The following is a 16302-nucleotide window of genomic DNA, read 5'->3' as shown; positions in this document are numbered from 1 at the left end:
GGCTGGGTAGCGACTAGCCTTAAGAGCATGGCGGAATTCATTTATACGATGACCAAGGCCCGCAAGGCCGTTGGTGACAAAGTCATTCTTGACGATGTCAGCATGTCGTTTTTCCCGGGCGCCAAGATCGGCGTTGTGGGTCCTAACGGTGCTGGTAAGTCGACAATTTTGAAGATTATGGCCGGGATCGATACCCCGTCCAACGGCGAAGCACGTCTTTCGCCAGGCTACTCGGTGGGCATCCTGCTGCAGGAACCACCACTGAACGAAGAGAAGACCGTCCTGGGCAACGTCCAGGAAGGCGTCGGTGAGATCTACGAGAAGATCCAGCGCTTCAACCAGATCTCCGAGGAGATGTCCCAGGAGGGCGCCGACTTTGACGCACTTCTTGAGGAAATGGGAAAGCTGCAGGAAGCGATTGATGCTGCCGATGCCTGGGATATTGATTCCCAGCTGGAGCAGGCCATGGACGCGCTGCGCTGCCCTCCGGGCGACGAGCCGGTAACCCACCTTTCCGGGGGTGAACGCCGCCGCGTGGCCCTGTGCAAGCTGCTTCTGCAGAAGCCGGACCTGCTGCTGCTCGATGAGCCGACTAACCACTTGGATGCCGAATCGGTGCTGTGGCTCGAGCAGCACTTGGCCTCCTACCCGGGTGCCGTCTTGGCGGTTACCCACGACCGCTACTTCCTGGATCACGTTGCCGAATGGATCTGTGAAGTTGACCGTGGTCGTCTGCACCCCTACGAGGGCAACTACTCCACTTACCTGGAGAAGAAGCGTGAGCGTCTGGCCGTTCAGGGCAAGAAGGATGCGAAGCTGGCCAAGCGCCTGGCCGAGGAACTCGACTGGGTCCGCTCCAACGCCAAGGGCCGTCAGACCAAGTCGAAGGCACGTCTGGCTCGCTATGAGGAAATGGCCGCGGAAGCCGAGCGCACCCGCAAGCTTGACTTCGAAGAAATCCAGATCCCACCGGGCCCCCGTCTGGGCCAGCTGGTGATCGAGGCCCAGGACCTGAAGAAGGGCTTCGGCGACCGCGTGCTGATCGACGGGCTGTCCTTCAACCTGCCCCGAAACGGCATCGTCGGCGTGATCGGCCCCAACGGCGTTGGCAAGTCGACCCTGTTCAAGACCATTGTTGGTCTGGAGGAGCTGGACGGCGGAACGCTGAAGATTGGCGACAGCGTCAAGATCTCCTACGTGGACCAGAACCGTGAGAACATCGACCCCGAAAAGTCGCTGTGGGAAGTGGTTTCGGATGGCCTGGACTACATCCAGGTCGGTCAGGTCGAAATGCCCTCGCGTGCCTACGTCTCCGCCTTCGGCTTCAAGGGCCCGGACCAGCAGAAGAAGGCCGGGGTACTCTCCGGTGGTGAGCGTAACCGCCTGAACCTGGCGCTGACCCTCAAGCAGGGCGGAAACCTGTTGCTGCTTGACGAGCCGACCAACGACCTGGACGTCGAGACCCTGTCCTCCCTGGAAAACGCGTTGCTGGACTTCCCCGGTTGTGCCGTGGTCGTCTCCCACGACCGTTGGTTCCTGGACCGCGTGGCCACCCACATCCTGGCCTACGAGGGCACCGAAGAGGATCCCGCGAACTGGTACTGGTTCGAGGGCAACTTCGATTCCTACGAGAAGAACAAGGTCGACCGCCTGGGCCCGGATGCCGCGAAGCCGCACCGCGTCACCCACCGCCGCCTAACCCGCGACTGATCTTCTCCGATTGGTTGTACCGCCCGCCGCCCTGCCAAAGGGTGGCGGGCGGATCGCGTTAATCGCAGACGCCGGACTCCTGGGCGGCCAGGCGACGTGGCCCCACGCCCTCGGTGGCCAGCTCGTCTTGTGGATTCAGCAGCTGGCAGGCCTGCATGGACAAACAGCCGCAGCCGATGCACCCGGTCAGCCTTGTTTCCAGTTCTTCAATGGCGCGGCGGCGCTGTTCCAGGATTTTGATCCAGGCCTGGGAGGCGCGCTGCCAATCGGCTTCGCTCGGGCGGCGATCCAGGGGGACCGGCTCCAGGGCACGGGCAATGTCCTCCAGCGCGATCCCCAGGTTCCTTCCGACGGAGATCAGGGTAATGCGCCGAATCATATGCCGGGGATAGCGCCGTTGGTTGCCGGCGGTGCGCAGGGAACCAACCAGGCCGAGCTGCTCATAGTAGTGAAGCGCCGAACGGGCGACGCCGGTGCGCTCGCTCACCTGCCCGATGGTCAGCAGCTCATCGGCCGCTGTGGCCTCCTGGCGTGACGAGTGTGACATTGGGCACCTCCGAACCTTTGGCGTTGACCTCAAGTCTACTTGAGGTTCTAGGATCGTTCATGACAGGCGGCCATCCCATTCGCGTGGTCTAGGATGGCCGACAAGATGAGGTTTCAAAGAATTGAGAGCAGCGATCCATGAGCAGCCTGGCTGACGATTTCCGTGCGGCGTTCCGTTCCCATCCAGCGGGAGTGGCCCTGGTAACCGCGAACCCGCATGGACGGCCCGTAGGGCTGACAATTTCCAGCCTGGCCTCGTTGTCGATCGACCCCGTTGCCGTGTCCTTTTCCCTCACCCGTTCCTCGGGCTCGGCCGGGGCGCTGCTGCAGTCGCCGACCTTCATGATTCATCTGCTTGGCGAGCAGCACAGCAGCGTCGCCGACGCGTTCGCCCGCCCCGATGGGGAGCGCTTCAGCTCCGAACAGCAGTGGCAGTACCTGGAGAACGGTGAACCGTACTTCGACCAGGCGCCGGTCGCGATGCGCGCCCGCATGCACAGCTCCCTGCAGGTGGGCGGTTCGCGGCTGATCGCCGCCGAGATCCTGGACATCTTCCACGGACCGACGGATCAACACCTGCTGTACCAGGACCGCCGCTACCTGGGGCTGTCCACCGCGCTGCACCTGGAGCAGGGACAGCGCAAGTAGGCGCCAACGGCAAATGGGCCCGGTAAACACCGGGCCCATTAGTGTGCCCCACGCGGGGACGCCGGCGCTCGTGCGCGCCGATCCTCCCCGGGGGGCGCGGGTTCAGTCCAGTTCGCCCTCGGGCAGTCGCACCATGCCCTCCTGGGCGACGGTGGCGACCAGCAGGCCCGAACGGTCATAGATGCTGCCGGTGCCCAACCCGCGGGCCGAGGAAGCGGACGGGGAACGCTGCACGTACAGCAGCCAGTCATCGACCCGGAAGTCCCGGTGCCACCACATCGCGTGATCGAGGCTCGCCACGCTCATGTCCTCCCGGGTCCAGCCGATCCCGTGGCGGCGCAGCACCGGTTCGAGCAGCGTGTAGTCGCTGACGTAGGCCAGGGCGGCGCGGTGCAGTGCCGGGTCATCGGGCATCGGCCCGGTGGTCCGCAGCCATACCGCGCTCTCCGCGGTCCGTTCGCTGGTGGGGCCGAAGTAGATCGGCTCGGTGACGTGGCGGATGTCGAAGGGGCGCTCGAAGGCCCACTCGCGGGCGACCGGGTGATTGATCTTGCCCAGCAGGTCCGCCGTGGTCGGCAGGGTCTCGGGGTCCGGGACTCCCTGCGGCATCGGGTCGTGGTGTTCCAGGCCCTCGGCCGGTTCCTGGAAGGAGGCGATCATGGACAGGATCGGTTTGCCGTTTTGGTAGGCGTGCACACGGCGAGCCGAGAAGGAGCGACCGTCACGCATCCGCTCGACCCCGAAGGTGATCGGCACATGGGTATCTCCCGGGCGCAGGAAGTATCCGTGCATGGAGTGGATCTGCCGGTCTTCCGGCACGGTGCGCGTGGCGGCGATGACCGATTGGCCCAGGACCTGTCCGCCGAACACCCGTGGACGGGACTGGTGCGGGGTATGGCCGACGAAGATGTCCTCGTCGGTGCGTGCCTCCATCCCGTTTAGATCCAACAGCTTCAGCAGGGTCTGGGTGTTCTGACTGTCATCAGCCACGATGTGTACTCCCTCGGTGTGGTGCGCGTGCGAATCAGAGGCTATCTGTGGAAAAGAGTATCCTTACGGAATAGTAACTTCCAGTGTGTCGGCATAAGTCGGTTTATGAGTAGATATTGCCCGATTCCGCGCCAAATGCCTAAATCATCACATTGCCGGGCTCGGGTCCGCAGAAACGTGAGAGCATGAAAACATGTCAAGTGAAGCGTTGATTTTTGATGACATTTCCGCCGTGAAGGACCTGGCCAGCTTCGTGAGCCGGGCCAAGAGTATCGAGGATGACGCGGCACAGTTCGTCGCCCGGGGCACCGCCCTGGCCGTCTATGTTCCGGTGCTGGCCAAGGGGTCGGTCGACGGCGGGGACTTTACGGTGCTGGGCATGCGGGTGCACCGCCTGGCCGAGCCGCGGCAGCTCAATGCCTGCTACTCGCTGGCCTCCATCCAGGACCGCCTGGCCCGCATGGGTGAAACCTCCACGACGTTCACCCTGCCCCCGGTGGAGGAGAACCCGGCGTGGGCCGGCATCCAGGTGCCGGTCGCGGGCTGGGAACCGGTGGGCCAGATCAGGGACGCGCATCTGGCCGAGGCGGCGCGCAGCGGGATCAACGCGGTAACCGAGGCGCTGCCGGAGAACCCCGGAGCCCCGGTCATCACCCAGGTGCGCCAGCGCATCTGGTCCTCGCCGTTGCCCGAGACCAACCTGCCCGGCGGCATCCAGCTTCCCCTCGGGGCGGGGTTCGCGATGCATTCGCTGGGTTTCATCACCGAGGCGGGCACCAGTGCGGTTTACCGCAGCGGCAGCTGGCTGCGGGTCAGTGGCCCGCGCGGCCACGTGCTGGTGCGGCGCAGCAACTCCCTGCTCTAGGGGCTCGGGCTCCCAGCCGCGATGCCCGAGCAGGCCCAAGGCCTGCAGCGATCACTTCGCTGCAGGCCTTGAGTTTGGTGCGGTTGAAGTCGGACCGGGGCGACTCAGTCGGGCTGGTTCACCAGCGAATGGGCGGCGCGCTCGAAGTAGTCGCGCAGCGTTTCCGCGTGCAGCATCGGCAGTTCCAACTGGTCGATGGCCTTGTTCATGTGCCCGAGCCACACGTCGCGGTAGTGCGAGTCGATGTGGAATGGCACGTGGCGCATCCGCAGCCGCGGGTGCCCGCGGTGCTCCGAGTAGGTCTTGGGCCCGCCCCAGTACTGTTCCAGGAACAGCTGCAGGCGGATCTGCGCCGGGTACAGGTCCTGTTCGGGGTACATGCGCCGGAAGTCCGCGTCCTCTGCCACCGAGGCGTAGAACAGCCGGGTGAGCTCGGCGAAGACCGGGCGGCCCCCGACCTCCTCGTAGAAGGTTCCACCGTATTCGGCGGCGTCGACCGGCTCGGTGGCCAGGTCCAGGAACTCCTGGGACGACGGGCCGGTCACCACCGGGTTGTTGAACGGGTTGTTCACTACGCGGGGCGTCAACGGGTTGGCTTCGCTCATGTCTACTTTCCTGATGAGGGGATGACTGGTTCGTGGTGCACGGTGAAGTTCACCGAGCGGGCGATGAAGCAGACCTTGTTGGCCTGCGCGTGCAGGGCATCGGCCAGTTCGCGCTGTGATTCATCCTGCAGCCCCACCGCGGGGCGCAGGGTGACTTCCGTGAACTGCCCGCTGCCGTCGTAGTTCAGTTTCAGGGTGCCGCTGGCATGGTCCGCGTAGCTGGTGACCACCAGCGAATGCTTGACCGCCATGTGCAGGTAGGAGAGCATGTGGCACTGGCTCAGGGCCGCCAGCAGCAGCTGCTCCGGGTTCCAGCGCTGCGCGTCCCCGTGGAAGGTGGGATCCGCGGTGCCGGCGATATCGGGCAGCCCGGCGGCGCTGATGATGTGCTCGCGACCGTAGCTGCGGTACCCGGTGGTGCCTTCGCCGCGGTTACCAGTCCAGCGCATGGAAATCTGGTAGTTGTGTCGCGAAAGGTCCATGGCCCGATTCTCCCATGGTTCGCCCACAAACGGGTATGGCGTGGTCCACAGCCGGCGGCCGTGGACCACGCCATGGGCGTCACCCGGGGGATCAGGCCTGGTCGGCCTGCCGGGCCTGCAGGGCGCGGACGATGTCGGCGCGGCTTTCCAGCAGCAGGCGGCGCAGGGCCGGGTGCTGTTCGCCCAGCTCCTGCAGGAACTGGTCGGTGCGCTCGATGGTGGCCTGTGAGACCTCCTGCGACGGGTAGAGCCCCACCACGATCTGCTTGGCCATCTCATGGGACAGGCCGGTCCACTTCTTTAGGATCGAGGCGAAGTAGCGCTCGGTGTAGCCGGAAATCAGCTGCGGGTCATGAACCATGTTGAAGCCGGCAATCACCGCGCCGTGGTTGTCGTTGGACAGCGTTCCGGACAGAATCTGCTCGAACGCCTCCGCCTTCGCCTCGGCGGTGGGCCGGGCCGCCTGGGCGGTGTACCAGCTGGACTTGCCCTTGGCGGTTGAGTCGCTGCCCAGGGCGGCCTGCAGCTGCTGCGGGCTCTGGCGTCCACCGGCGGACAGGGCGCTGATCAGCGACCAGCGCAGGTCGGTGTCCACCTCCAGCCCCGGCAGGCTCGCTGAACCCTCCAGCAGCGCGGCCACGGCATCCAGCTGGGCTTCGGTGCGGGCGCGCTTGGCGTAGGCCAGGGTGAACTGCAGTTGCGCGTCGGAGCCCGGCTCGGCGTTGCCGGCCAGCTCCCACAGTCGGTCTGCGGCGTCGATGCCCGACTGTTCGCGTGCCTGTTCGTTCACGTAGAAGTCCAATGCGGTGTTCAGCTGGCGCAGCAGCACCATGATCACCGAGGAGTCCACCTCGTGGCCGATGTTGTTCAGCAGCAGCTGCACATAGGTGCTGGCCGGGGCCTCGGCATCGCGCACCGCATCCCAGGCGGCACTCCAGACCAGGGTGCGCGGCAGGGACTCCGTGAAGTCCTTCAGATGCTTCGTGGCGGTGGCCAGGGAACGCTCGTCGAGACGGATCTTCGCGTAGGTCAGGTCGTCGTCGTTGAGCAGCACGAGGTCTGGACGCTGCAGTCCCACCAGTGCGGGCACCGGGGTGCTTTCGCCGGTGACATCCAGTTCCTCGCGGTGGGTGCGCACCAGCTGGCCGGAGTCATTCAGGCTGTAGAAGCCCACGGCCAGACGGTGGTCGCGGATCGTGGGGTAGTCGGTGACCGCGCTCTGCCGGATGCTGAAGTCGGTGATGGTTCCGTTCTCATCGGCCTCGATGGCGGCGGTGAGCGTGTTGACCCCGGCGGTTTCCAGCCACTGGCCGGACCAGTTGCTCAGGTCGCGGCCGGAGGCTGTCTCCAGTTCCCGCAGCAGGTCCGGCAGTTCGGTGTTCTGCCAGGCGTGCTTGGCGAAGTAGCTGCGCACCCCGGCCATGAACTCCTCCTGGCCCACGAAGGCGACCAGCTGGCGCAGCACGGAGGCGCCCTTGGCGTAGGTGATGCCATCGAAGTTGACCTCCACGTCGGCCAGGTCCCGCATCTCGGCGACCACCGGGTGGGTGGAGGGCAGCTGATCCTGGCGGTAGGCCCAGTTCTTCTCCAACATGTTGAAGGTGGTCCAGGAGCTGGTGAATTCCGTGTTTTCCGCCGCAGCCAGGGTGGACATGAACTCCGCGAAGGACTCGTTCAGCCACAAGTCGTTCCACCACTTCATGGTGACCAGGTCGCCGAACCACATGTGCGCCAGCTCGTGCAGGATGGTGATGGCCCGGCGTTCGACCATGGCGTGGGTGGGACGTGAGCGGAAGACGTAGTCTTCCAGGAACGTGACCGCCCCGGCGTTTTCCATGGCTCCGGCATTGAACTCCGGGACGAAGAGCTGGTCGTATTTCACGAACGGGTAGGGCACGGCGAAGTTCTTCTCGAAGAACTCAAAGCCCTGCTTGGTGACGGTGATGATGTTCTCGAAATCCAGGTATTCCATCATCGAGGAGCGGGCGAACACGCCCAATTCAATGGTGCGCCCATCGCGGGAAACCAGCGAATCGCGCTGCACCTGGTACGGTCCGGCGATCAGCGCGGTGATGTAGCAGGAAATGCGCTGGGTGGGGGAGAAGTCCCACCGGGCCTTGCCCTCCTGCAGCATTTGCGGATGCGGGGTGGGGGAGTTGGAGACCACGTTCCAGTGCTTCGGGGCGGTGACGGAAAACTGGAAACTGGCCTTCAAATCCGGCTGCTCGAAGACGGCGAACATGCGCCGTGAGTCGGCCACCTCGAACTGGGTGTACAGGTAAACCTCGTCATCCACCGGATCCACGAAACGGTGCAGGCCCTCACCGGTGTTCATGTACAGCGCATCAGCGTCGATCACCAGGGTGTTTTCCGCCGCCAGGTGCGGCAGCTGGATGCGTACGCCGTCGCTGACCTCGGAGGGATCCAGTTCGGTACCGTTCAGGGTGACCGAGCGGACGGTGTCGGTGACCGCGTCGATGAAGCTTGAAGCGCCTGCGGTAGCGGTGAAGCGCACTGTGGTGCGTGAGCCGAAGACCCGCTCACCCTTGGTCAGGTCCAGCTCCACCTCGTAGCTTTCAACACGCAGCGTGTTGGCGCGTTCGATGGCCTCGTCACGGGTCAGGTTCATTCCGGGCATATGCATTCGCTCCGCATCCATGCGGCTCGTGCGCCGCATTAGGGAAATCTGAAATATCTATTGAACAACTAGTCCCTATTCTGCCACTGCGGCAAGGGGGTGGCGCAAGTCATTTGGCGGATATTTCCGCTTCCGCCGGCCCCGCCCCGATCGATCGGGGAAGGCGCGGTCGGCGGGGGAGTCTGCGCGAAGACGCTACACAATGCGCGAACCCCAGCGCCGGTGGATAAGCTGGAGTGGTGCCCGCCGCCAATGACGGCAGCGGCCACAGAAGACCTCCGCCCCCGGGGCAAAATGTCATCAAAGCAAAAACACGAAGAGGGACAACCTATGCGCGTGCACATCGCCACCGACCACGCCGGCCTGGAACTGAGCGACCATCTGGTCAAGCACCTGACCGCCAAGGGCTACGAGATGGTCAACCATGGACCGAGCTCCTACGACCCGGAAGATGACTACCCTGCCTTTTGCATCAACGCGGCCCGCGCGGTGATCAATGACCAGCGGGCCGGGGTTGAGGCGCTGGGAATCGTGCTGGGTGGTTCGGGCAACGGCGAGCAGATCGCCGCGAACAAGGTCGAAGGGGTGCGCGCGGCCCTGGCCTGGAACCTGGACACTGCTCAATTGGCGCGCCAGCACAATGACGCCAACGTGGTCGCCGTAGGCGGCCGCCAGCACTCGACGCAGGAAGCGACCGCCATCATCGAGGCCTTCCTGGCCGAACCGTTCAGCGGTGCCGAGCGCCACAGCCGGCGCATCGGCAAGATCGCCACCTATGAAACCACCGGCGAGGTCATCGACTAGCCGTGCCGGAAGGACATTCACTGCACCGCCTGGCCCGCCAATTCGACGACGTCTTCGCCGGCCAGGCGGTTCAGGTTTCATCCCCGCAGGGACGGTTCGCCGCCGACGCCGAACGCATCAGCGGCCAGCAGCTGGAACGTGCGTGGGCCAAGGGCAAGCAACTGTTCTGCCAGTTCTCCAACGACCTGTATCTGCGAATCCACCTTGGGCTCTACGGAGCCTTCGACTTTGGCGGGGACGAGTTCTTCCGCGGCGCCTCCTCCATCGGTGCGCCCCGGCGCATTGGCGAACGGGAAGTTGCCGCCGAGGCCAACGGGGAATACCTGGGCCCGCCCGAGCCGGTGGGCCAGGTGCGCGCCCGGATCGTCAGCGAGCACGGCTGGGCGGATCTGCGCGGCCCCAGCGCCTGCGAGGTGCTGGAGTGGGAACAGGTCCAGGTGCAACTGGACAAGCTCGGGCCGGACCCCCTGGCTGGAGCCGCGATCCGGTTCAACCAGTCCAAGGGCAGGGACCTGGACGCCGACCCGCAGGCCGCACTGGAGGCCGGGTACCGCCAGTTCCGGCACAACCTGTCGGCCACCCGCACGCCCATCGGCCTGGTGCTGATGAACCAGGCGCTGATCTCCGGCGTCGGGAACATCTACCGCGCTGAGTCGCTCTACCGCTGCCGGATCAGCCCGCAGCTGCCGGCCAATGAGCTCTCCGCCCGGGCGGCCAAGAAGCTGTGGTGGGACATTGTGCAGATCATGCAGGACGGGGTGCGTGACGGGAAAATCATCACCACCTGGCAGGAGGACCGCAACGAGCCGGGACCTCTGTGGCCCGATAACGCCTACTACGTCTACCAGCGTCAGGGGCAGGCCTGCCGGCGCTGCGGCACCGCCATCCGGCTCGAGGAGGTCGCGGGCCGCAAACTGTATTGGTGCACTCGCTGCCAGCGACCGCCGCGCAAGCGTCCAGCCGGCCCAGCCACTGGTCGGTGATCTGCGCGGTCAGCGGCTCGCGCGTGCCCTGCAGTGGGAAATGAGAGCCCTAGTCGGAACTGGATAACCCCGGATTTGCGCTAGTCAAGAAAAGTGTTCTAGACTGATTCCTGTTCGCGGCACCGTCGCTGCGGAATCTGGGGATGTAGCTTAATGGTAAAGCCTTAGTCTTCCAAACTAATGACGCGGGTTCGATTCCCGTCATCCCCTCCACCGACAGGATCCCGTTCACCCGGGGTCCTGTTTCTGTTTCCCCGCAAATCACGGTCTCTTCACGCTGCGTGTCGTGGTTATCACAGCCATTCGGTCAACGCCGGAGTCGCGGCAGGCCTGCAAGGGCCAGGAGTGGTAGGGATAATTTCCCCTGATTCCGCGGAATTTCGCCGGTAATTGGGGGTTAAGTCCCAAAATGTGTGTATGGAGTCGTTGTCATGTTTGCGTCATCGGCGTCCGCCCCATCCTTTTTGGATGCCGTTACCGTCTTCGTAGCTGAAGTGCCGGCCGTATAGTTCGGGGCCCGGGTCTTCTTCGGTTACGGGTCGTGGGGCTGGTTTGGCCGACCAATGCTTGGGGGTCACGAAGCTCCATGGATCCACCGGGTTCTGCGTCCGCTGGTACAGGTGCCAGCTCACCAAGGACATGGCATGTTTGGCTTTCAGGCCGCGGTGGGCCCGCAGGTGGTCTTTGATGCCAGCGTTGATGCCTCCTTCTAATACTACAGTCGTGTTTCCGGAACGAAGCCCCGTGCCCTGAAATGACACTCCCGCGCCCGGAACTGATGTGCTCGCCTCCACCGAGAACGATGCAACACCAGTTCCGGGTGCTGAACCCGAGGGAAAACAATCAAGCACAGCAACCGGCGAACCTCAGGCAGTGAAAGCCTCACCAAAGCCCCGGAACCTGGATCAGAGCCCCCTTTTTAGCCCGCACCACACTTAAGAACGCGTGGGCGAACATCGACAAGGTGATATGCCGATACCAGCCGGTGTACTGGCGCACCTGGTAATGATCCAGCCCGGTCTGCCCCTTGGACGTCTGGAACGTTTCCTCGATCGACCACCGGGCCCCGGCCACCAATGCGAGGGTGATCAGTGTGACGCCCTTGGGCGTGTAGCACACGAAGTACGCCAGGTCTGTCGGGTCCTTCACCGAACGGCGGGCCAGCAACCAATGCTCCCCGTCCTCGCCAGGACCGTTGATCCGCAGTTTCGCCCACGCGTAGATCCGTTCCCCCTTGGAACCGGTCCCGGCGGTTCGTTCCCTCCATGCCCGCGGATCCAGTGCCGCCACCAGCTCATCGACCCGGCCCTGGGTGCCGATACCGGCGGGTGCCGGGGTGATGACCTGCTGGTTCGTCGGCACAGCCATCACGTAGTGCATGCCGCGGGATTCCAGCCGGCGGCGCAAGCCTGAATGCTGCCCGTAGACCGAGTCCCCGGTCACCCATTTGGCCTGGACTCCGGCGTCCAGGGCCCGTTCGATCATGTCGGCGGCCAGCACCGGTTTGGTAGCCATGGCCCGATCTGAGGGGATCCCGGCCTTGGCGCAGCGGGCAGGATCCTGCATCCAGGCCTTGGGCAGGTAGAGCTCCCGATCCAGGAAGGTACGCCCGTGGCGTGTGGCGTAGGTGAGGAACACGCCGATCTGGCAGTTTTCGATCCTTCCGGCGGTGCCGGAGTATTGGCGGGCGACCCCGGCGGAGGCGGTGCCTTTTTTCAGGAAGCCGGTTTCGTCGATGGCCAGGATCCCTTCCGGGTCGCCCAGGTGCTTAATGACGTAGCCAGTCAGCGCATCACGCACCGCGTCGGGGTCCCAGTCCGTGGTGGACAGCAGGCGTTGCATCCCGTCGTGGGTGCCGTGCCCGGCACGTTCGGACAGGGTCCAGGAGTTCTTGCGTTCCTCGTCGGACAGCAGGCCTTCGATGTATCCGATGGCATTGTTTCTCGGTTCGGTGCGGGCGAACTGGCCGCCGATCAATTCACGGATTTCATCGAGTCCTTGGGCCCATTCACGTATTTCTGCCACACAAATATCATCGCTCACGGAACAGGATTAACAGGATTCTGGTGTGAAGTCCGATTAAACCGCCGTGAGCGATGAAATTAAACACGACTGTAGTACTAAGGGGCTGGTGGTCCGAGGAAGCGTCTCATCTTCTGCGGCCATTTCTAACCATGTGAACAGTTGCTTATTCTTCAGCAACCCGTGAATGAGGCGATCAGCTCGACGTAGGCGCAGATGCGTGTACCACCAGACCTGGTTGGGCTTGACGTGCAAGGGCCTGTTGCCGGCGTGGTCCTTGGCGTAGGTGCGGGCTTTGAGGGTGGTTTCGTGCATGACCCGCCAGGCCATGAATTGTTCTTCCCACTTGTTGGCCAGTTGAAGTGTGGTGATGTCTTTCAGCGCCTTGATCAGTGAAAGGAGTTGCTGACCTGGGATGGTGCGGGGGTTGCGGGTCAGGTGTTTGTGGATGGTTTGTCGGATATGGAAGTAGCAGCGTTGGATGCGGGTTTCGGGCCATAGCGCTTTGATGACAGATTCCAGGGCGCCGTGCCCGTCAATGATCACTAGGTCCGGGGCTGGCAGACGTTGCAGCAGCAGGGTCCAGGAAGCGACTTTTTCGCGGTCGCAGTATTGCCAGCCGATGATGTGTTGGCCGTTGTAGGCGGTAAGGGCGCAGAAGCCGTTGAAGTAGGTGCCGTCGAGCATGAGGTACCGGTATTGTTCCCCAGTCGGGATCAAGGTCGGGTGAACTTTCCAGCACCAGTAGGTGTTGCGGTAGAACGTGGAACGGGCAATGCCGGTGTCGGACACGGAGAGCTTACCGGTGGCCCATTGGTGGAAGGCCCTAAATTGGGCTTTGGCGGTGGTGTCTGGACGGGCCAAGGTACTTGACGCGCCGCAGATCTTACACCGCCAGCGTGTGCGCCCGGAGCTGGTTTTCCCGTTCTTGACGAGCTTATTTTTGCATACACCACAGGTAGGTCGGTTTCCAACTTTTGCCACGGTACATGCTTTCAAAGCATGTGATTGAGGTGTTGCCCCTAGTGGTTAGATGGTTTTGAGGGTTTCTGTACACACATTTTGGGACTTAACCCGTAATTGGGCCAATGAACACGCTCAATCACAATCCGCCGCAGATTTTGTTTTCAGTTTCGCGCAGTGTAAATTTGTCTCTTGTGGCCAATCCCGGACAGCCTTCGCGGCACAGTTCGAAATGACCATGTGATTAGTGTCTTTATGTTCTGCCTTGGGTGGAACTCAAAGCCTACTGATCGGGGTGTAGCTCAGCTTGGCTAGAGCGCGCGCTTTGGGAGCGTGAGGTCGCAGGTTCAAATCCTGTCACCCCGACTCTGAACCGGATTAAAGCACTTGACCGTGTCGCCTCCGGGGCAGATGAGATCTAATTCGTTTAGTTCTTGTGATCAGCGGAAACTCAATAGGTTGCCGGAAGGAATCACAAACGATTAGTGGATCGAGTCTGACTGCGGTTAGACTTGTCACTGCTAATCGGGGTGTAGCTCAGCTTGGCTAGAGCGCGCGCTTTGGGAGCGTGAGGTCGCAGGTTCAAATCCTGTCACCCCGACTCTGTGTGAAGAACCCCGCAACAAGTATTTTGTTGCGGGGTTCTTTTGCAGATAAGACCTAATTCTTAGATAAATCAGGAGTACAACGCTGTGAAGAGCGCCGTCGAAAACCTCAACCCGACCCGGGTGAAGCTCACCGTTGAAGTTCCTTACGAGGAGCTCAAGCCCCGCGTGGACGAGGCCTACAAGACCATCGCACAGCAGATCCAGGTCCCCGGCTTCCGCAAGGGCAAGGTTCCGGCACGCCTGATCGATCAGCGCGTTGGCCGCGGCTACGTCATCGAGACCGCCGTGAACGAGGGCCTGAACGACTACTACCAGCAGGCCATGGTGGAGAACGAGCTGACCCCGCTCTCCCGTCCCGAGGTTGACATCACCGAACTGCCTTCCATCGAGAAGGAAGGCGAGGGCCAGCTGGTCTTCACCCTGGAAGTTGACATCCGCCCGGACGTGGAACTGCCCGACTACAAGGGCCTGGAAGTGTCCGTGGACGCCAAGGAAGTTGGCGACGAAGACGTTGACAAGGCCCTGGACGACCTGCGCGGTCGTTTCGGCACCCTGAAGGAAGTTGAAGAGCCGGCCGCCGCCGATTCCTTCGTGACCATCGACCTGGTGGCCACCGTCGAGGGCGAAGAAGTCGACAACGCCCAGGGCCTGTCCTACCAGGTGGGTTCCGGCAACATGCTTGAGGGCATGGACGAGGCCGTGACCGGCCTGTCCGCCGGTGAAGACGCCACCTTCGAAACCAAGCTGGCCGGCGGCGAGCACGCCGGCAAGGACGCCACCGTGAAGGTGACCGTCACCGCCGTGAAGCAGCGCGAGCTGCCGCAGGCCGACGACGACTTCGCCCAGCTGGCTTCCGAGTTCGACACCATCGCCGAACTGCGCGAGTCGCTGGCCAAGGACGCCGCCGAGGGCAAGGTCGTCGAGCAGGGCGTCGAGGCCCGCGAACTGGTGCTGGACAAGCTGCTGGAAATGGTCGAGGTACCGGTTCCGGAGTCGGTCATCGAAGAGCAGGTTGCGCAGCACTTCGAGAACCCGAACGCCGAAGCGGACCACGACACCGAGGAGCACCGCGCCGAGGTGCGCGAGAACACCGAGCGTGCCTTCCGCAACGAGCTGGTGCTGGACGCCATCGCCGACGCCGAGGAAGTTGGCGTGGAGCAGTCCGAGCTGATCGACTACATCGTGCAGACCGCCGGTCAGTACGGCATGGATCCGAACCAGTTCGCCCAGATGCTCGACGGTGCCGGCCAGGTGCCGATGCTGATGGGTGAGGTGCGCCGCCGCAAGGCACTGGCCAAGGTGCTGGAGTACGCCGTGGTCACCGACTCGAACGGCGAGAAGGTCGACCTGACCTCCTTCGTGAAGCCGGCCGGTGAGGAAGAGGCCGCCGAGGCCCCGGCCGAGGAAACCGCCACCGAACAGGCCGCAGAGACCGACGCCAAGTAGTCCTGGCCTGTAGCCAACCGCAACGCCTTCGGGCTGCCCGCCACGCGCTGGGCAGCCCGGAGGCGTTTTGCGTTGCTGCCGCCGGGGACGGAGGGAATACCGTGGGGAGTACCGGGTTGGGCTCAAATGTGAGAGGAATCCGCTGCCTGCACCACACCGCGCCCCGCCCCGGGGCGAATTGTGTGCTTCTTCCCCACCGGGCATGCGCCGTGAGCGAAACACGGGCATGAAACTCCCCAAGAGGCAGTTGAAGTCAGTAATCTCAAAGATAACCAGTCTCGTCGCGGGAGCCAGCCCGGCTCCCACGATCTGATCTCCACATTCGGAAGAGGTAGAGAACATGTCAAATGATTCGCGCACTCCCACGATGGCCAGCGTTGACCCGGCCCACCGTGAGGACTACATCTACAACCGCCTGCTCAAGGAACGCATCATCTGGCTTGGCTCCGAGGTGCGCGACGAGAACGCCAATGCCATCTGCTCGCAGCTGCTGCTGCTCTCGGCAGAGGACCCGGAAGTGGACATCTACCTCTACATCAACTCCCCGGGCGGTTCGATCACCGCGGGCATGGCCATCTACGACACCATGAAGTTCATCCCGAACGACGTGGTCACCGTGGCCACCGGCCTGGCCGCCTCGATGGGCCAGTTCCTGCTCTCCTCCGGCACCCCGGGCAAGCGCTACGCCACCCCGAACGCCCGCATTCTGATGCACCAGCCTTCGGGCGGCATCGGCGGCACCGCCTCGGACATCAAGATCCAGGCCGAACTGATCATGCACATGAAGAAGATCATGAGCGAGCTGACCGCCGAGCAGACCGGGCAGAGCCTGGACCAGATCCTGATCGACAACCAGCGCGACAAGTGGTTCACCGCGGAAGAAGGCCTGGAATACGGTTTCTTCGACAAGATCGCCCTGCACGCCGGCAGCGTCAGCGGTGGCGGCGGCGTGGGCAACGAATCCTAAAGCCAGCCCCTCGATTGAATTCACC

At 63.3% G+C, this 16302-nt stretch carries 14 protein-coding genes, 3 tRNA genes and 1 pseudogene; 10 read left to right on the top strand and 8 right to left on the bottom strand.

Going from position 1 to position 16302, the window contains the following annotated elements:
- The first annotated feature begins 27 nt into the window (after positions 1-27).
- A complete protein-coding gene (ettA, locus tag AC6I21_RS08730; RefSeq protein ID WP_138177744.1) occupies positions 28-1710 on the top strand; it encodes an energy-dependent translational throttle protein EttA in 1683 nt (560 codons plus the stop codon).
- A 58-nt stretch (positions 1711-1768) separates the two neighbouring features.
- Here the strand turns inward: ettA and soxR are convergent, their stop codons facing one another.
- Positions 1769-2257 carry a redox-sensitive transcriptional activator SoxR gene (gene soxR / locus AC6I21_RS08725; protein WP_497762207.1) on the bottom strand — a complete coding sequence of 163 codons (489 nt, stop codon included), beginning with the start codon at positions 2255-2257 and terminating at the stop codon, positions 1769-1771.
- 137 nt (positions 2258-2394) lie between these two features.
- Here soxR and AC6I21_RS08720 point away from each other — a divergent pair, with 137 nt between their 5' ends.
- Entirely contained in the window at positions 2395-2904 is a 510-nt protein-coding gene (locus tag AC6I21_RS08720) for a flavin reductase family protein (protein WP_054820713.1), read from the top strand.
- Positions 2905-3006: 102 nt separating this feature from the next.
- On the opposite strand, the gene AC6I21_RS08715 is transcribed toward AC6I21_RS08720, so the two are convergent.
- Complete coding sequence (locus tag AC6I21_RS08715; protein ID WP_138178085.1) at positions 3007-3837, bottom strand: acyl-CoA thioesterase; 831 nt, start codon at positions 3835-3837, stop codon at positions 3007-3009.
- Between the two features lie 250 nt (positions 3838-4087).
- Here AC6I21_RS08715 and AC6I21_RS08710 point away from each other — a divergent pair, with 250 nt between their 5' ends.
- Positions 4088-4759: a DUF8185 domain-containing protein gene (locus tag AC6I21_RS08710; protein WP_497762206.1), complete on the top strand. Its 672-nt coding sequence runs from the start codon at positions 4088-4090 to the stop codon at positions 4757-4759.
- A gap of 104 nt (positions 4760-4863) precedes the next feature.
- Here AC6I21_RS08710 and AC6I21_RS08705 read toward each other — a convergent pair whose 3' ends face one another.
- From AC6I21_RS08705 to pepN, 3 genes are all read right to left on the bottom strand, one after another.
- Complete coding sequence (locus tag AC6I21_RS08705) at positions 4864-5364, bottom strand: globin (protein WP_343832900.1); 501 nt, start codon at positions 5362-5364, stop codon at positions 4864-4866.
- A gap of 2 nt (positions 5365-5366) precedes the next feature.
- On the bottom strand, positions 5367-5846 hold the full coding sequence (locus AC6I21_RS08700) for an OsmC family protein (RefSeq protein ID WP_138177736.1): 480 nt from the start codon (positions 5844-5846) through the stop codon (positions 5367-5369).
- 91 nt (positions 5847-5937) lie between these two features.
- Positions 5938-8484, bottom strand: coding sequence for an aminopeptidase N (gene pepN / locus AC6I21_RS08695; protein WP_346921541.1), 2547 nt, complete (start codon positions 8482-8484; stop codon positions 5938-5940).
- 330 nt (positions 8485-8814) lie between these two features.
- On the opposite strand from pepN, the gene AC6I21_RS08690 reads away from it, so the two are divergent.
- From AC6I21_RS08690 to AC6I21_RS08680, 3 genes are all read left to right on the top strand, one after another.
- A complete protein-coding gene (locus AC6I21_RS08690; protein ID WP_138177734.1) occupies positions 8815-9288 on the top strand; it encodes a ribose-5-phosphate isomerase in 474 nt (157 codons plus the stop codon).
- A 2-nt stretch (positions 9289-9290) separates the two neighbouring features.
- Positions 9291-10271: an Fpg/Nei family DNA glycosylase gene (locus tag AC6I21_RS08685; protein WP_138926339.1), complete on the top strand. Its 981-nt coding sequence runs from the start codon at positions 9291-9293 to the stop codon at positions 10269-10271.
- A gap of 139 nt (positions 10272-10410) precedes the next feature.
- Positions 10411-10484 (top strand) — tRNA-Gly (locus tag AC6I21_RS08680).
- Positions 10485-11153: 669 nt separating this feature from the next.
- Here AC6I21_RS08680 and AC6I21_RS08675 read toward each other — a convergent pair.
- The 3 genes and pseudogenes from AC6I21_RS08675 to AC6I21_RS08665 form a co-directional block, all read right to left on the bottom strand.
- A complete protein-coding gene (locus AC6I21_RS08675; protein WP_497763417.1) occupies positions 11154-12302 on the bottom strand; it encodes an IS701 family transposase in 1149 nt (382 codons plus the stop codon).
- Between the two features lie 48 nt (positions 12303-12350).
- Positions 12351-13157, bottom strand: a complete 807-nt coding sequence (locus AC6I21_RS08670) for a transposase (protein WP_497763416.1) — start codon at positions 13155-13157, stop codon at positions 12351-12353.
- Between the two features lie 12 nt (positions 13158-13169).
- Positions 13170-13277: pseudogene (locus AC6I21_RS08665) on the bottom strand (transposase-like zinc-binding domain-containing protein); the annotation flags it as partial.
- A 270-nt stretch (positions 13278-13547) separates the two neighbouring features.
- On the opposite strand from AC6I21_RS08665, the gene AC6I21_RS08660 reads away from it, so the two are divergent.
- The 4 genes from AC6I21_RS08660 to AC6I21_RS08645 all read left to right on the top strand — a co-directional run bounded on the left by AC6I21_RS08660 (position 13548) and on the right by AC6I21_RS08645 (position 16277).
- Positions 13548-13622, top strand: a tRNA-Pro gene (locus AC6I21_RS08660).
- 160 nt (positions 13623-13782) lie between these two features.
- Positions 13783-13857 (top strand) — tRNA-Pro (locus tag AC6I21_RS08655).
- 91 nt (positions 13858-13948) lie between these two features.
- Entirely contained in the window at positions 13949-15310 is a 1362-nt protein-coding gene (tig, locus tag AC6I21_RS08650) for a trigger factor (protein WP_138177719.1), read from the top strand.
- Positions 15311-15677: 367 nt separating this feature from the next.
- Positions 15678-16277 carry an ATP-dependent Clp protease proteolytic subunit gene (locus AC6I21_RS08645; protein ID WP_497763415.1) on the top strand — a complete coding sequence of 200 codons (600 nt, stop codon included), beginning with the start codon at positions 15678-15680 and terminating at the stop codon, positions 16275-16277.
- The last annotated feature ends 25 nt before the right edge of the window (positions 16278-16302 follow it).

Source organism: Glutamicibacter sp. St.4D3 (assembly GCF_059728615.1).
The sequence above is the reverse complement of the archived record's forward strand: the minus strand, read 5'-3'. Positions and strand labels throughout refer to the sequence as shown.

What these genes read in the sequence shown, in the direction of transcription:
- ettA (WP_138177744.1), top strand. Translation starts at nt 28, where the DNA reads ATGGCGGAATTCATTTATACGATGACCAAGGCCCGCAAGGCCGTTGGT.
- soxR (WP_497762207.1), bottom strand. Translation starts at nt 2,257, where the DNA reads ATGTCACACTCGTCACGCCAGGAGGCCACAGCGGCCGATGAGCTGCTG.
- AC6I21_RS08720 (WP_054820713.1), top strand. Translation starts at nt 2,395, where the DNA reads ATGAGCAGCCTGGCTGACGATTTCCGTGCGGCGTTCCGTTCCCATCCA.
- AC6I21_RS08715 (WP_138178085.1), bottom strand. Translation starts at nt 3,837, where the DNA reads ATGGAGGCACGCACCGACGAGGACATCTTCGTCGGCCATACCCCGCAC.
- AC6I21_RS08710 (WP_497762206.1), top strand. Translation starts at nt 4,088, where the DNA reads ATGTCAAGTGAAGCGTTGATTTTTGATGACATTTCCGCCGTGAAGGAC.
- AC6I21_RS08705 (WP_343832900.1), bottom strand. Translation starts at nt 5,364, where the DNA reads ATGAGCGAAGCCAACCCGTTGACGCCCCGCGTAGTGAACAACCCGTTC.
- AC6I21_RS08700 (WP_138177736.1), bottom strand. Translation starts at nt 5,846, where the DNA reads ATGGACCTTTCGCGACACAACTACCAGATTTCCATGCGCTGGACTGGT.
- pepN (WP_346921541.1), bottom strand. Translation starts at nt 8,484, where the DNA reads ATGCCCGGAATGAACCTGACCCGTGACGAGGCCATCGAACGCGCCAAC.
- AC6I21_RS08690 (WP_138177734.1), top strand. Translation starts at nt 8,815, where the DNA reads ATGCGCGTGCACATCGCCACCGACCACGCCGGCCTGGAACTGAGCGAC.
- AC6I21_RS08645 (WP_497763415.1), top strand. Translation starts at nt 15,678, where the DNA reads ATGGCCAGCGTTGACCCGGCCCACCGTGAGGACTACATCTACAACCGC.